Raw genomic sequence first — 14,688 nt, forward strand, 5'->3', positions numbered from 1 at the left:
ACTCATATCTAAAAGCTATATCGCACATTAAGACTTAAAGAGGGATTGCCTTGCATATCTGTATCAACACTTGGCATAATCATCGTATTTTTGGGCATATATTTATTTGTAAAAACATACGAAAATCCCCACGCAATAAGCGCTCCAGCACTCACTTGCAAGAATGAATGCTTCTTTGCCTCAACTCTTGAAGCAGCAGTAAGCACTGCTAAGATGCCCACAGGAATAGCAGGTTTCCACCCATAGCGATAATACACATATCCCGCCGCGCTAAAAGCCGCTGATGAATGTCCGCTTGGCATACCTTTCCAATCCTCACAACAAGGTCTTTTGGCAAAGGCTACACTATTGCCATTTTTATGAGCGGTATCAAAACCCCATTTGATACCCTCTGTAACAAGCTGTGTGCTTAAAGTGCCAAGCGCAAGCTGCCCCATACCCTCATAGTCTTCCATTGCCAAAGATACAACCATCACATATAAAGGTAAAAGCCGAAAGGTATCGCCAAATTGTTCAAATTGATTCTCTCGCGTATAAACGGGGGGGGGGGCAAAGATAAAATATACCAATGCAAATTGCAAAAAAAATTTTTTCCACATAGATTTCCTTATATTCATAAATAAAATAAAACAAAACTATTATAAAGATTCTATCCTTAAATTGCATTTTGGCTTCAAACATTATTTATAGCATATTTTACTGCATTGAGATAACTTTGCACACTGATATTACTTCCTTTTTTATATGCTTTATCATACGCTACGCCGTGATCTACTGAAGTGCGAAGTATTGGGAGATTAAGGCTAACATTAATACTTTGCTCAAAGTATAATGCCTTTAAAGGAGCTAAACCTACATCGTGATACATACTCACAAAATACCTAAATCTCTCTCTATTTGATGGCGAAAATGCACTATCAGGTGGATATGCTCCAAAGAAAATTTCATATCCAAGCTGCATATTTGCCTCACTCACTGCTGCATTTATCTGCATATCCTCTACTCCCATAATACCCTCATCTCCACAATGTGGATTAAGCCCTAATACACAACAAGGCTCATTAAGATTCACTCCTTGAGCAAAGCGCAATAAAAAATCCCTCACTCGCTCTTGTGTAACACACGCACTTACTTGTGAGAGGGCAATATGATCTGTAAAAAGAGCGACAAAGAGAGAAGGACAACCAAGCATCATTATAGAATCCATATTAAATATTGATGAAAGTGCGTGAGTGTGCCCTACAAAACTTATGTCTGCCTCTTGCCAAGCTTTCTTATGAATAGGTAGGGTTACTAAAGCTACACATTGCTTACTTTGGACAAGGCTTACTCCTTGTAAAAAACTCTCATAGCTGTATTTTCCACTAGAGGCACTTATACAACTTGGTTTAATCAAATTATCAACAAGGCATTCAAAATCAGCCACACATTGCATATCTTGTGGCGTAGGATAATCCAAAAGTGTGCTTGCAGATTCTAAAACTTCCCTATGCACACAATAAAGTGGCTCACACCATTGTGCAATATGATGATGCGCCTTTAATGCAATTTCAAGCCCTATGCCATTTACATCGCCTACGCTAATAGCTACTTTTGGCACATTGCCTCTCTCATTTGGATAATCGCACGCTCTAAGCCTACAAATACAGAACGAGCAATGATACTATGCCCAATATTCAACTCACTAATTTGTGGAATCTGCGCTATTGCGCCTACATTTTGATAATTTAATCCGTGTCCTGCAAAACATTCAAGAGGGCGAGTATCAATGGTTGAAGTGGCAAGTTTAGCACATTGTGCAATATCATCAAGTGTGCGAGAAATCTCCTCATTTATTTCTTGTGTAGGAAATGCAAATTCTTCTAAAGCACGATGTGTACGAGAGAGATTACTATATGCCATAAGCATTAAATTTGCGTATCTGCCTGTATGAAGCTCTACTGCCTGCGCTCCAAGCTCACGCGCAAGAAAAATAGATTCCTTTTTAGGATCAATAAAAAGCGCACTCACAATGCCACAGGATTCAAAGGCTTTAAGCGTATCACGAATACTATCATAACGAGATTCTATATCTAAACCACCCTCTGTGGTAATTTCCTCTCGCTTTTCAGGCACAAGTGTAATACGTTGTGGTTTTAAACCACAAAGATAATCAATAATTTTTTCATCAAGCGCACATTCTATGTTAATAGGCAAAGGACTTGATTGAATAATGCGTTTCACATCACTATCGTGGATATGTCGTCTGTCTTCACGTAAATGAAATGTGATTTGATGCGCACCTGCATTTTTTGCAATAAACACTGCCTCAAGTGGGTCAGGCTCATAAATAGCTCTTGCTTCGCGCAAAGTTGCAATGTGGTCAATATTTACACCTAATCGTATAGACATTTCTTTCTCCTTATCTTTCCATAGCAATTACACCGCTTCTTATAATCTCTTTTGGATTAAAGATTCTAACAGCTGCAATAAATTGATTAATCGCTGAAGGTTTATCAGTAGCAATTACAATAATATATTTTTCATTAGCATTTGCAATCTTGCCATTATAAGCCTTACATAGTGCCTCTATATCCGCTAAAGACTCATTTAATGGAATCTTTACCAATACTGCTTCTTTTTCAAGCAAATCATCACTTGAGATAACGCTCACTACGGGGATAAGCTTATGAAGCTGCTTAATAATCTGTTCAATGACAACTTCAGAACCTTGTGTTACAATCGTAATGCGCGAGAGGTTGCTATTAGGAATGGGGGCAGTAGTGAGAGATTCTATATTATATCCACGTGCAGAAAAAAGTCCTGAAATCCTCGCTAAAACGCTATGCTCATTGATAACATTTATACAAATGCTTTTTTTGAGCTCTGTATTTTTTGCTTCCATATCACTTCCCCTCTCTTAAGGCTTTTTCTCCACTTGAGAGAATCATCTCATAGATTGCTCCACCACTTGGCACCATCGGCAAAACATCTTCGTATCTATCTATCATTACTTCAATAAATGCCACTTTTTTAGCATCTAATGCCTTTTTAAACGCCTCATCAAATTCACATTTTTTCTCTACTCTAAAGCCCACACCGCCAAAAGATTCTATAAGTTTAATAAAATCGGGTTGCAAACTCAAATCTGTATGCGAGAAACGATGTTCATAAAAAAAGCTTTGCCATTGCCGCACCATTCCTAAATAATTATTATTTAAAATAACATTAACAAAAGGAATACCATACACAACACAAGTCATTAACTCTTGAATATTCATTAAAATTGAGCCATCACCTGTAATATTAATAATGGTTTTATGAGGACACGCAAGTTTCGCCCCAAGTGCTGCAGGCAATCCATAACCCATTGTGCCAAGCCCTCCACTGCTTAAAAATTGACGCGGAAAGCTAAAAGGATAAAACTGCGCAGCCCACATTTGATGCTGTCCTACATCAGTAGTAATGATTGCATTATCTCCTAAATGTTCGCCAAGTCTTTGAATCACCCATTGAGGCTTAATAGAATCTACACTATCTTCAAAACTCATAGGATGTGTGAGTGCATAAGAACGCAAATGTTCTCTCCATCTCATAATTTTTTGTGTATCATATCCACTTAGCTCAATCATCATATCTGATACAATATGCTTTAAATCACCGACAATAGGGTAATCTACAGCTATAATTTTACCAATAGAGCTAGGATCAATATCAATATGTGCAATTTTTGCATTTTTTGCAAATTCACTTAACTTACCTGTTACCCTATCATCAAAGCGCGCACCAAGACATACTAATAAATCACATTCACTTACTGCCATATTTGCAGCATAGCTCCCGTGCATTCCAAGCATTCCAAGTAGATTCTCATCATCATATCTTAGTACTCCACGTGCAAGGAGTGTTTCTGCACACGGAATCCCTGTGCAATGCACAATTTCACGAATAATCTCACTCGCATTTGAAAGTATCGCTCCACCGCCAATATAAAATAAAGGCTTTTGCGCACTCATAATTGCTTCACAAAGTTTTTTAATTTGACGCGAATTGCCTTTTATTGTAGGCTTATAACTTTGAAGTGAAATAGATTCTGGGTAGGCAAATTCACCCAAAGTGCCTGTAATATCCTTTGGAATATCTACAAGCACGGGTCCTTGCCTCCCACTACGCGCAATATAAAAAGCTTCTTTAAGGATTCTAGGCAATTCACTAATATTACGCACCAAAAAATTATGCTTTGTGCAAGGACGAGAAATACCTACTGCATCAATTTCTTGAAATGCGTCAGTGCCAATTTGCGTAATGGGCACTTGCCCACTAATGACCACAAGAGGTATAGAATCTGTATAAGCCGTAGCAATGCCTGTAATTGCATTTGTAAATCCCGGACCTGAAGTGATGATTGCTACACCAACTTCTCCGCTACTACGCGCATAACCATCGGCTGCACACACTGCTCCTTGTTCGTGTCGTGCGAGAATATGTGAAAAATAGTTTTGTTTATAAATCTCATCATAAATATGTAATACTGCACCGCCCGGATAGCCAAAAACAACCTTTACACCTTCAAGATGTAAAGCTTGAATAAGCATTTGAGCCCCTTTCATTACCTTCATAAATGCCCCTTCCATAATAATTCAAAGACAATATAAATACCAAAATTTACTTAATAATTACTTAATAATATAAATTTATAAGCTTAAGATAATTTTTTAAAGATTTATACTCATTTTATACAATACACAAAGAAAGCTTTATAAGGAAATTAAATGACATTGCACAAAAAAATCTTTCTTATTAATCTTTTACCTATTTTGCTTATCAGCCTTAACCTCCGCGCACCTATTACTTCTGTGGGACCTGTGGTAGATTTAATTAAAGATTATTATCATTTAAGTGCCGCTCAAGCAGGATTACTCACTTCTTTACCGCTTTTTGCATTTGGCATTGTCTCTTTTATAGTAGCAATTTTTCAACCTACAAGGGCAATGCTTTTTGGGCTTTTATGTATCAGTATTGGTGAGATTATTCGCTGTATCGGTGGAAGTATAGAGCTTTTTATTGGCACTGCAATTATGGGAAGCGGTATTGCAGTAGCAAATGTGCTTCTTCCTAGCTTTGTTAAAGCAAAATTTCCACGCGATGTGCCTAAAATAATGGGTATTTATAGCCTTGTGATTAATATCTCTGCCACACTTGGCATTGCAGCGATTTTGCCACTTATTCATCTTATGTCTGTGCCTATAGCGATGGGCTGTTGGATAATTTTGGCAATAATGGCAATTCTTAGCTATCTCCCTCAAATTAAAAATCATAGAATCTCACGCAAAAAAGTTAAGATTCATCTCAAAGGCACACTTTGGACAAACTTGAGTGCGTGGAATATCTCGCTTTTTATGGGATTTACAAGCACAATTGCTTATAGTTTTTTTACTTGGTATCCTAGCTTTATCATTTCTTTTGGCTATAGTCAAACTTTTGCCTCAAATATAATGATACTTGCCCAAATGATTGTGATTCCCGCCTCTTTTTTAGCACCGCTTATGCTTGGCTCACTCACACATAAACAAAAAGGAATATTTATAGGTGCGATTTGTGGGCTGTATATACTTAGCTTTTCTCTTTTGCTTTATACACATAATTTATGGGTAATTGTGCTTGTTTCAATACTTATAGGAATCCCTGTAGGAGGAGTATTTGGCATTGCCTTACTTTTTATTTCAAATAAAAGTGCGAATGTGCAAATTGCCACAAAACTTTCTGCTATGGCACAAGGTATAGGCTATCTTCTTGCTTCACTTGGTCCTGTGCTTATTGGCAGATTCTATGACTTATACCAAAACTTTACATATTCGCTTATCGCACTTTTATTTTTAAGTGTAATACTGAATGTTATTGGCTTTTTAGCATATAAATCTCCCCAAATACAATCCTCTTGATTTGTTTTTAAATTAAAATTTATTAATATACACATTTAATTTGCACTCAGGAATATTAAAGATGAAAATGTTAAAGTTGGTTTTTACTTTGGGATTAGGAACGATTGCTCTTTTGTTTGTTGCTTGTGGAGCAAATTCACCCAAAGATGTGGCAATAGCTTTTACTAAAGATGCTTATAAGGGCAATGGTGATAGGTTGATTAAATATATTCATTTACCCCAAATGGAAACTGATGCAACAAAAGAAATAGTTAAAGGTAAGTTTAAGACTGCTGCGGCAAAAGCAGAAAGCAAAGCAGAAGCATTCGGTGGATTAGATGAAGTTAAAGCTATCCCCGAATGTATTGAAGAGCAAAGAGCAATTATTAAAGTGTTTGTGCGTTTTAAAAATGGAAGTGTAGATACTGATACGATAGAGCTTATTAAAGTTGATAATGAGTGGAAAGTTATTCTCTAAATTCATTTATCCTACTCTTAGCTTTGCAGTTCTTGTAGCTGTAAAGCTTTTATATTCTTTATATCCTTTTAATACATTATCAAGCTTCGCAACCCATACATTTAAAACTCATATTTTAATACACTTCCTCCCCTTGAAATAGGCGATATTATTTTTCGAGAAGGCAGAGGTATAGAAAGTGTAGTCATACAAGTATTAAGCAATCACCACTATACACATATCGGCTTGATAGTTTCTACACATCCTATTATCATTCTTCACGCCACGCCTGATGACAATCCGACAAAAACCAATCAAGTTATACTTAGCTCACTTGACAAATTTCTCTTCCACGCAAAACAAATTGCGATTAAACGTTTTGATTTTTCTACTCAAACGCGTGAAAAATTGCGCTTGAAGCACAATTATGGCTTGGAAAGCCTTTTATTTTAAGCGCACCTCATCATTGTATTCACCACACTTTTAGAATCTATTCTCTCTCCTCATATTGCACTCAATTTACCCTATAATGATATAGATTTTTCTGCCTTTAAAGGACAATACCTTTTTCCCAAAGCCTTTTTTGAATCTACCCAATCAACTTTAATTTATCAATCAGATTCTATACATTCTCCATCTTAAGTCCCATTTTACCCGGATTGAGAATATTATTTGGGTCAAAGGCTTTTTTGATATGAGCAAATAAATTCATCTCTGCCTCACTAAAAGCTAAGTGCATAAAAGGTGCTTTTGATAAACCTATGCCGTGCTCACCGCTTAATGTCCCTTCAAGTTCAATAGCAATTTTAAAAATCTCCTCAATACACTCATATCCTTTTTTGAGAGATTGCTTATCATTTGGGTCAGGCACCATAACATTTACATGCACATTGCCATCTCCTGTATGCCCAAAGCAGGGAATCTTAAATTCATATTTTTTACTTAACTCTCCTATACGAGACAAAAGCTCGGGTAATGCTGAGCGAGGAACGGTGATATCTTCGTTGAGCTTTTTCTTGCCATAAATTGTAATACTTTGGCTTACATTTCGTCTTGCAAACCACAAATCTTGGGCTTGAATGTCATCTTGAGCAATCTTAAAATCAATGCAACCATTTTCTTTGAATCTTGCTGATAAAACCTCAAGCTGAAAATCAAGTTGCTGCTCCAAATCACCATCAACTTGAGTAATAAGTATCGCTCCAGCATCTATGGGCAGTCCCTTTGAAAATCGCTCCTCTACCGCACGAATGCTCAAATTATCTAAAAACTCCATTGCCACAGGAGTGATGCCACTTGCCATTGTTTTATACACAGCATTCATTGCAGATTCTATATCGGCAAAAACACCCATAGCCGAACGCACAAATTTAGGCTTCGCAATAAGTTTAAGAGTAATTTCAGTAATCACAGCAAGTGAGCCTTCACTCGCTATCAAAATACCAGCAACATTAAATCCTGCGACATCTTTAATTGTTTTTTTTCCTGCACGGATTATATCGCCATTTGGAAGCACTGCACGCAATGCCATAACATAATCTTTCGTAATGCCATACTTTGCTGCACGCATACCACCTGCATTTTCGCTGACATTCCCACCAAGTGTGCTGTATTCTTGGCTTGCAGGATCTGGTGGATAGAATAAACCTTTTGCCTCCACCGCTTCTTGAAAAATTTTATTGACTACACCGGGTTGCACACGTGCGATAAGGTTTTTTTCATCAATTTCTAGAATCTTATTAAAATATCGCTCTAGTGCAAGAATAATCCCTCCATTTACAGGCAACGCTCCACCTGTAAATCCGCTTCCTGCACCACGTGGAATAACAGGTATTTTATGCTCATTACAATAGGCTAAAATGGAGCTTACATCTTGTTCATTACGTGGGAAAACTACTGCTTCAGGCTCATAACGCTCCCGTGTGGCATCATAGCAATATGCTACTAAATGCGCCTTATCATCATAACAATTCTTTTCCCCTACGATGCGCTTTAGGGTTTGAATATGAGACGTATTTAACATATTTACTCCTTATGTTTTAGATTCTCAAATGATTTAAGACTTGCGCGCAATAAATTATCATAGTAAGGAAAGTATTGGCGCGATTTCTTTGAACGCAATTTGTTTGCAAGAGAACCTGTATCTATATTCACAATACGCGAAAAAAATGGTGCTTGTGTATTTTGAATATATGGCTTATCAAAAGGCAGCACTTCAAGGATACTAAAACTTTGGCAATCAAGCACATTGACACCATTGGAAGCAAGAATATACAATAATCCTATGCTATACACATTACAAAATTCATTTAAATGCTTGGGTTTTGGATCATTAATGCCATCTTTTGCCAAAAATGCAGCTAATAAATCAATATGGGCAAAACTCGTATTGGGTGCAAGAGAGAGAATCTTATTATAACTTTCTTGGTCTGGGGCAATGGCGATTGATTTATTATAAAAACTTCCAAAAATAATTTTATCTCCTTGTGCTGGAGAAGATTGAGGTGTAGGAAGATATTTTTGCGAAATACTATCAAAAGGTGTATAACTCGCATAAGCTGTGCCATTTTTAATACTTTTAATGACAGCACTAGCAATAATAATATTATAACCTTGATTCTGCGTGAGCACGATACCACTTTGCCCAACTTTTAAATGGTCTGCACGAAAAGATAGAACATTTGCATTTACCTCATCAATTTCCACGCCCTTTGGCAGAGTATCAATGGCTTGAAGCATAATTGCACAAATTAATCCTGCTAATATTCGCATTCTCTTTCCCTTAAATCATATTTTCATCTTTTAATTTCTCATAATGATATAAAAACCATAGCACACCAAAACCTAATCCGGGCGTTTTCACCCTACTTTCATCATACAGGAATGTTTCTAACTCACTCACTTTAACCAATACAGATTCTATAACTTCGCCATCAACGCCACCTCCCGCATTCACCCTATCTTTTTCACTTATAGCTGCATAAAAAAGTGTCTGTGTTGCGCCACTATGCCCTACTGCAGTGGCAAATGTAGCAATTTTACGCAAAGAATTCACTTTATAACCACATTCCTCTTGCACTTCTTCTTGTGCAATTTGTTCTAAACTTTTACCCGCCTTATCCGTTAGCCCAGCACATAACTCATAAGTATAACCTATACCTTGTGATATATGTGAATCCAAATGAGATTGTGTTAAATGTTCTTCTTTATTAAGCGCACGCACAAATACTGGAGGACGAAATTGTTTTACAAAAAGCAAACTATCCTCTTGCCTATGATAAAGCACAATCGCCACAGAATCCAAACTTTGGATAAAATCCCACGAACGTTTTAATCCATTTTCGCTATAAAGCATACGTCTTGGTTTTACATAAGGTGAATCTACACATTCACAAAAACTCACATCACTAATGTGCGAACAAGGTGTAATAGCTTTAGGCTTCATAAATAAACTTATGAGGATTATTCACGCTTGAGAGCGTGTCGGGCAAATTAAGATTCTCATTTGGAGTAATAGTATTTGTATTATTATTTAAAGCCTCTTGGAGATAGGGCATAAAATGTTCCTTAAGAGAATCAAAATCTTGTTTCTCCTTATCTTTTAACTCCTTGCTCACAGCTTTCACATTAGAGAGAGGATTAATGGGCACATTGTTGCGGTAAAGTCCAAAATGTAAATGCGGTCCTGTGCTTAATCCAGTAGAACCTACACGCCCAATCATTTGCCCTCTTTTCACTCTTTTGCCCGATTTCATACCTGTAACAAATGAACTCATATGAGCATAAAGTGTTTTGAGATTATTTTCGTGCCGAATCTCAATAAGATTCCCATATCCACCTTTTTTACCTGCAAAAATAACCACACCATCAGCAGCTGCAACGATAGGGGTGCCTTTTGGTGCTGCATAATCCACTGCATAATGTGGGCGAATTGTGCCAAGTATAGGGTGTCTGCGCCCAAGTGAAAATTTAGAACTTATCCTTGCTCCTGCTACGGGAGTTTGAAGCAAGAAACCCTGAATCTCTTTGCCCTCTTTGTTATAATAGCGTCCATTATTGAATCTAAAAAGATAGTGAGGTTTTTTATTTATCTCTACCACAGCTGCTTTAATACTTGCATTTTTAAGAGGTTTTCCCAAACGATACTTTCGGTCATAAATCACAGCTAATCTATCATTTTTTAAAATACTATGAAAATTTATGCTGTTTTTATAAGCATTTAGAAATTCGCCTACTAGCCCATTATCGCGAGTCATCTCAAGCAAATCTTGATAAGGCGATTTTTGAATAGAAAGACTAATAGTCTGCTCCTGCTCAAAATAAATCATAGGTGTAAAATCTAACATATACGCACCATCACGCTTGAATATATGAATCTGCATACCATCACCTATAGGGATAAGAGCCTGAATCAACTCGCCATCATCTCCTAAGAGTGTGTAATAAGTAACACCTGCATATACTTCTGATGTAAGCTCTTTATCTTTAGGAGGTAAATTATAATATACGCTTGTGGGAATATTATATTTTTGAAAAAATGCAAAAAGTGTGTATCCTGTTTCCCAAGTCTGATTATGGGCAACTGCACCAAAACAAAAACTACACACACTTATCAACATAAATACTTTTTTCATCAGATGCCCTACTTACCTGCCAAAATCTTAAATGCTAAAATTACACGATTGTAATATAAAAATTTTAATAAAAATGTTAAAATGCCGTTTTATCTTTAAACTTGGTATTATTTTTGCATTCACTAAGAGACATATAGAATCTTTACATTAAGGAGTTTTAGATTATGAGCACAGGTTTGAAAAATTGGCTATTTCCTACGCTTAGCTTTGTTGTATTTTTATATGCTATGCTTTTGCTCGGGATTTGGACATATCGTGTTGATGCAAATAAACCGCTCTTTAATTCACAAGGTAACTCTAAGACGACAACACTTAAAGATTTTAAGCAAGAATTGCAAGGATATGTCAAATAATAAAATTAAGGGTAAAATTGTCCTAAATCTATTAAAATTATTTGGTTTAATCCGATTTAGTTAGCAATAAACCACTTTAAAGGAGTGTCTATGGTAAATGGTGTAAATACAAGCGTTAAAGTCGCAAATATGCTTAATAGAGATGTGCTTGCAAAGCAAAACGAAAACAATGAAGTAAAAGAAAAAGAGCAAACCCAACTCTCAAAAGTTGAACAAATTAAAGAGCAAATCAAAAACGGAGAATACAAAATAGATTTGCAACAAACTTCTGAAAAAATGGCATCAAATTTGCTTAACCTATAAAAATTTTACATTGACATTTTGTTTGATATTTTCTAAATGTCAATGCGATTTCTTAGGATAGGCTATGCTACACACTTATATTAATGGTGCTATTAGCGATTTGAAGGCGCTCATAGAACTTACCAAACTTGATAATGCTGATATACAAATTGCTAATCATCAAGCGATTTTTGATAGAATCCAACAAAAAGATGATCTTGTGAAAGAATTTGAAACTAAAAAGTCTCTTCTTCACCGAGAAATGCTTATCTTATGCGATAAAAATCCACATAAAACATTAAAAGAAATCCTTGATGAAAAAGCAAGTCAGCTCCTTGATGATATGCGAAATACCCTTGAAGAACTCAAGATTCTTAATACTCATTATGCGCGGAGTGCCTTTGCTGTATCAGAATTTTATAATTCGCTTATCCAAAGAGTAATACCTCACGAAAACAATGGCTATGAACATCACCGACCTCAAAGCCATTTACTTAAAACTCAAGCTTAGGACAACTAATGGGCGGCATTCTTTCCTCACTTAACACTTCCTATACAGGCTTACAAGCTCATCAACTGATGGTTGATGTAACAGGCAATAACATTTCAAATGCAAGTGATGAATTTTATAGCCGACAACGTGTGCTTGTGCGCCCTGAACGCCCACTTTATTACCAAGATTATAATCTCGGCAGAGGTGTAAGTATTGAGACTATACAAAGAATCCACGATGAATTTGTGTTCAATCGTTATCGTAAAGCCGCTGAAGAAGCTCAATACTATGATACACATTTTACAACCTTGCGTGAAGCATCAGCCTTTTTCCCTGAAGTTGATGGTGTAGGAATCTATAATGATTTAGAAGAATACTTCAATGCGTGGAAAGACTTAGCAAAAAATTCCACTGACCCTGCCCAAAAACAAGTTTTAGCTAAAAATACTCAAGTGCTTAGCACTAATATTAAAGATACGCGTTCAAGACTCGTGCGTTTGCAGCAAAAAGTAAGTGAAGAACTTGAAGTAACAATCAATGAAGTCAATCGTATTGCAAAAGAAATCGCACATATTAATGGCAAACTCAAAGAAATGGAAGACCAGCGAGAGCTTAAGCAAGCAAATGAATTGCGTGATAGACGTGATGAGCTTGAATATAATCTTCAAACACTTATAGGGGCAAATGTTTTTAAAAATCATCTTGATTCTAATGCGTCTATTCACCCTAAATTAGCAGATTTTGATGACGAATATGTATTAAATATTGGCTTTGGTTTTAATATTGTAGATGGTGCGATGTTCCACCCACTCGTGCTCAAAAAAGATGATAATCATCTCAATCTTAATCGCGTATATTTTCAAGGTGATGATTTTAAAACCGTTGAAATTACTGATAAAATCGTTCAAGGCAAAGCTGGTTCTCTTATTAGTCTTTATAATTCAGGAGCTGAAGGCACACGAGTAGGAAAAATTCAAGATTATATTAATCATCTTGATATTTTTGCAAAAGGATTTATTGAAGCTACAAATGCTATTTACTCTCAAAGTGCAGCAACACAAATTCGTAGCGATAAACTTGATGTATGGAGCTTAAATGCTTTGGTAGATAGCAATTATAATATTAAAGAAGGAAGCTTTGATATTGTAGTATATAACACACAGGGAGAAGAAATCGCGCGTAAAACAATTAATATTGATAGAATCACTACTATGAATGATGTGGTAAGAGCTATTAATGAAAATACTGATGATAATAAAGATAACAACGCACTCAATGATGTTGATGATTATTTTCGTGCATATTATGATAATGGCGCAAGAGAATTTAATATTCTCGCCAAGAATCCTTCTCAAGGACTATATATAGCCATTCAAGATAAAGGCAGCAATTTTACAGGCGCATTTGGTTTAAATAAATTTCTTGATGGAGATGATGCGCATAATATCGCTCTTAATCAAGAATATGTCAAAGATGCTACACTCATACGCCCTTGGCTCACCCCTGTAAATGGAAACTTTGAAGTAGCGAATATGATGCAACAGCTTCAATATGATGATGTAGATTTCTATATTAATAAATATGAAAAAAAACAAATGAGAATCCCTGAGTATTTTCAGTTCCTGGCTGGACGCGTAGCAAATCAAACTGAAGCTACCCAACGCACAAAAGAAACAAAAGATGCTGTGCTTTCTGCTGTCAAAAAAGAACATTTAGCTATTTCGCAAGTAAGTCTTGATGAGGAAATGGTAAATCTTATTAAATTTCAAGGTGGTTATGCAGCAAATGCTAAAGTGATTACAACTATTGATAGAATGATAGAGACCCTACTTGGTATTAAGCAATAAAATGCTAAAGATTCTAAAAGATAGTCTTAATGATTTTTTTACCCTAAAGATTATAAATCTTATTTGGGTGCCTTTAATCTTGAATCTTTTGCTTATAGGTAGTGTGCTCTATTTTTGTGGCTCTTACTTTTATGATTTTATTCTCTCTCTTACGCCTAAGTGGCTTCAAGACATCAATGCAAACACTGCTCTTTGGGCACAAGCAGTGAGCTTTATATATAGTGTGAGTATATATCTTATCTTGGGTTTGGGCGTTGCTCTCCTTGCTTTGCTATGCAACCTGTTTTTTTCATTGTTTTATACACCTTTAATCGTGCGATATGTGCATAATAAAGATTTTTCTTTTATCAAACTTAATCCCTTTGGTTCAATGTGGGGTGATACTCTAAGTTTTGTTAAAGATTTGTGTATGTTTATAGCACTTCTTATAGTTTGTATTCCTCTATATTTTATCCCTATATGTGGCACATTCATACCCTTGATAATTGGGTTTTTCTTTTTTAAAAGACGCACCTTTTATGATGTAGGAAGTTACATAATGGATAAAGCACAATTTGATGCTCTACAATCCCAAAAGTTCCAAAACTATATTTGCGCACTTCTTAGCTTTCTCCCTAGCTTAATTCCTTTTGTTAGCTTTTTTCTTATGCCATTGCAGATTCTTATCATTACGCGATATATGTTTGACAAATTACACTCTCATACTTCTTAATTAGACTTAA

Annotated in this window: 17 protein-coding genes; 8 read left to right on the forward strand and 9 right to left on the reverse strand. The window is 36.0% G+C overall.

Annotation, left to right across the window (positions count from 1 at the left end; all coding sequences use genetic code 11):
• Positions 1-8 precede the first annotated feature (8 nt).
• From HH_RS04210 to HH_RS04230, 5 genes are all read right to left on the reverse strand, one after another.
• Positions 9-599 carry a phosphatase PAP2 family protein gene (locus HH_RS04210; RefSeq protein ID WP_050720604.1) on the reverse strand — a complete coding sequence of 197 codons (591 nt, stop codon included), beginning with the start codon at positions 597-599 and terminating at the stop codon, positions 9-11.
• Between the two features lie 74 nt (positions 600-673).
• Positions 674-1,600, reverse strand: a complete 927-nt coding sequence (pdxA, locus tag HH_RS04215) for a 4-hydroxythreonine-4-phosphate dehydrogenase (RefSeq protein ID WP_011115701.1) — start codon at positions 1,598-1,600, stop codon at positions 674-676.
• The gene (locus tag HH_RS04220) at positions 1,588-2,391 is read right to left on the reverse strand and encodes a pyridoxine 5'-phosphate synthase (RefSeq protein ID WP_011115702.1); all 804 of its coding nucleotides are present in this window, start codon (positions 2,389-2,391) and stop codon (positions 1,588-1,590) included. Before HH_RS04220 ends, pdxA begins: the two co-directional genes overlap by 13 nt.
• 10 nt (positions 2,392-2,401) lie before the next feature.
• Positions 2,402-2,884, reverse strand: coding sequence for an acetolactate synthase small subunit (ilvN, locus tag HH_RS04225; RefSeq protein WP_011115703.1), 483 nt, complete (start codon positions 2,882-2,884; stop codon positions 2,402-2,404).
• Position 2,885: 1 nt separating this feature from the next.
• The gene (locus HH_RS04230) at positions 2,886-4,598 is read right to left on the reverse strand and encodes an acetolactate synthase large subunit (protein WP_011115704.1); all 1,713 of its coding nucleotides are present in this window, start codon (positions 4,596-4,598) and stop codon (positions 2,886-2,888) included.
• Positions 4,599-4,751: 153 nt separating this feature from the next.
• Between HH_RS04230 and HH_RS04235 the strand changes: the two genes are divergently transcribed.
• From HH_RS04235 to HH_RS09180, 3 genes are all read left to right on the forward strand, one after another.
• Positions 4,752-5,921, forward strand: coding sequence for an MFS transporter (locus HH_RS04235; protein ID WP_011115705.1), 1,170 nt, complete (start codon positions 4,752-4,754; stop codon positions 5,919-5,921).
• A gap of 67 nt (positions 5,922-5,988) precedes the next feature.
• Positions 5,989-6,378, forward strand: a complete 390-nt coding sequence (locus tag HH_RS04240) for a DUF4878 domain-containing protein (protein ID WP_041309033.1) — start codon at positions 5,989-5,991, stop codon at positions 6,376-6,378.
• A 225-nt stretch (positions 6,379-6,603) separates the two neighbouring features.
• Positions 6,604-6,810 (forward strand): hypothetical protein, encoded by a 207-nt coding sequence (locus HH_RS09180; protein ID WP_011115708.1) that lies wholly within the window; start codon positions 6,604-6,606, stop codon positions 6,808-6,810.
• A gap of 169 nt (positions 6,811-6,979) precedes the next feature.
• Here HH_RS09180 and HH_RS04250 read toward each other — a convergent pair whose 3' ends face one another.
• Genes HH_RS04250 through HH_RS04265 form a run of 4 tightly spaced genes read right to left on the reverse strand, consistent with a single transcriptional unit; the run spans position 6,980 to position 10,991 of the window.
• Positions 6,980-8,380, reverse strand: coding sequence for an FAD-linked oxidase C-terminal domain-containing protein (locus HH_RS04250; protein ID WP_011115709.1), 1,401 nt, complete (start codon positions 8,378-8,380; stop codon positions 6,980-6,982).
• A 2-nt stretch (positions 8,381-8,382) separates the two neighbouring features.
• Positions 8,383-9,129, reverse strand: a complete 747-nt coding sequence (locus HH_RS04255; protein ID WP_011115710.1) for a plasminogen-binding N-terminal domain-containing protein — start codon at positions 9,127-9,129, stop codon at positions 8,383-8,385.
• Between the two features lie 10 nt (positions 9,130-9,139).
• Positions 9,140-9,802, reverse strand: coding sequence for an NUDIX hydrolase (locus tag HH_RS04260; protein WP_011115711.1), 663 nt, complete (start codon positions 9,800-9,802; stop codon positions 9,140-9,142).
• Positions 9,792-10,991 (reverse strand): peptidoglycan DD-metalloendopeptidase family protein, encoded by a 1,200-nt coding sequence (locus tag HH_RS04265; protein ID WP_011115712.1) that lies wholly within the window; start codon positions 10,989-10,991, stop codon positions 9,792-9,794. The genes HH_RS04260 and HH_RS04265 overlap by 11 nt, the downstream gene beginning before the upstream one ends.
• 164 nt (positions 10,992-11,155) lie before the next feature.
• Here HH_RS04265 and HH_RS04270 point away from each other — a divergent pair, with 164 nt between their 5' ends.
• The 5 genes from HH_RS04270 (at position 11,156) to HH_RS04290 (ending at position 14,678) form a co-directional block, all read left to right on the forward strand.
• Positions 11,156-11,344 carry a hypothetical protein gene (locus tag HH_RS04270; RefSeq protein WP_011115713.1) on the forward strand — a complete coding sequence of 63 codons (189 nt, stop codon included), beginning with the start codon at positions 11,156-11,158 and terminating at the stop codon, positions 11,342-11,344.
• 90 nt (positions 11,345-11,434) lie between these two features.
• On the forward strand, positions 11,435-11,647 hold the full coding sequence (locus HH_RS04275) for a flagellar biosynthesis anti-sigma factor FlgM (protein WP_011115714.1): 213 nt from the start codon (positions 11,435-11,437) through the stop codon (positions 11,645-11,647).
• Positions 11,648-11,711: 64 nt separating this feature from the next.
• Positions 11,712-12,137: a hypothetical protein gene (locus HH_RS04280; RefSeq protein WP_011115715.1), complete on the forward strand. Its 426-nt coding sequence runs from the start codon at positions 11,712-11,714 to the stop codon at positions 12,135-12,137.
• 8 nt (positions 12,138-12,145) lie between these two features.
• Positions 12,146-13,966 (forward strand): flagellar hook-associated protein FlgK, encoded by a 1,821-nt coding sequence (gene flgK, locus HH_RS04285; protein WP_011115716.1) that lies wholly within the window; start codon positions 12,146-12,148, stop codon positions 13,964-13,966.
• 1 nt (position 13,967) lies between these two features.
• Positions 13,968-14,678 (forward strand): EI24 domain-containing protein, encoded by a 711-nt coding sequence (locus tag HH_RS04290; protein WP_041309035.1) that lies wholly within the window; start codon positions 13,968-13,970, stop codon positions 14,676-14,678.
• The last annotated feature ends 10 nt before the right edge of the window (positions 14,679-14,688 follow it).

Origin of the sequence: Helicobacter hepaticus ATCC 51449 (assembly GCF_000007905.1) — a bacterium.
Classification (GTDB): domain Bacteria; phylum Campylobacterota; class Campylobacteria; order Campylobacterales; family Helicobacteraceae; genus Helicobacter_C; species Helicobacter_C hepaticus.

Excerpts from the sequence above, each read along its gene's own strand:
- HH_RS04210 (WP_050720604.1), bottom strand. The coding sequence starts at position 599 with ATGTGGAAAAAATTTTTTTTGCAATTTGCATTGGTATATTTTATCTTT.
- HH_RS04220 (WP_011115702.1), bottom strand. The coding sequence starts at position 2,391 with ATGTCTATACGATTAGGTGTAAATATTGACCACATTGCAACTTTGCGC.
- ilvN (WP_011115703.1), bottom strand. The coding sequence starts at position 2,884 with ATGGAAGCAAAAAATACAGAGCTCAAAAAAAGCATTTGTATAAATGTT.
- HH_RS04230 (WP_011115704.1), bottom strand. The coding sequence starts at position 4,598 with ATGAAGGTAATGAAAGGGGCTCAAATGCTTATTCAAGCTTTACATCTT.
- HH_RS04235 (WP_011115705.1), top strand. The coding sequence starts at position 4,752 with ATGACATTGCACAAAAAAATCTTTCTTATTAATCTTTTACCTATTTTG.
- HH_RS04240 (WP_041309033.1), top strand. The coding sequence starts at position 5,989 with ATGTTAAAGTTGGTTTTTACTTTGGGATTAGGAACGATTGCTCTTTTG.
- HH_RS04250 (WP_011115709.1), bottom strand. The coding sequence starts at position 8,380 with ATGTTAAATACGTCTCATATTCAAACCCTAAAGCGCATCGTAGGGGAA.
- HH_RS04255 (WP_011115710.1), bottom strand. The coding sequence starts at position 9,129 with ATGCGAATATTAGCAGGATTAATTTGTGCAATTATGCTTCAAGCCATT.
- HH_RS04260 (WP_011115711.1), bottom strand. The coding sequence starts at position 9,802 with ATGAAGCCTAAAGCTATTACACCTTGTTCGCACATTAGTGATGTGAGT.
- HH_RS04265 (WP_011115712.1), bottom strand. The coding sequence starts at position 10,991 with ATGAAAAAAGTATTTATGTTGATAAGTGTGTGTAGTTTTTGTTTTGGT.
- HH_RS04270 (WP_011115713.1), top strand. The coding sequence starts at position 11,156 with ATGAGCACAGGTTTGAAAAATTGGCTATTTCCTACGCTTAGCTTTGTT.
- HH_RS04275 (WP_011115714.1), top strand. The coding sequence starts at position 11,435 with ATGGTAAATGGTGTAAATACAAGCGTTAAAGTCGCAAATATGCTTAAT.
- HH_RS04280 (WP_011115715.1), top strand. The coding sequence starts at position 11,712 with ATGCTACACACTTATATTAATGGTGCTATTAGCGATTTGAAGGCGCTC.
- flgK (WP_011115716.1), top strand. The coding sequence starts at position 12,146 with ATGGGCGGCATTCTTTCCTCACTTAACACTTCCTATACAGGCTTACAA.
- HH_RS04290 (WP_041309035.1), top strand. The coding sequence starts at position 13,968 with ATGCTAAAGATTCTAAAAGATAGTCTTAATGATTTTTTTACCCTAAAG.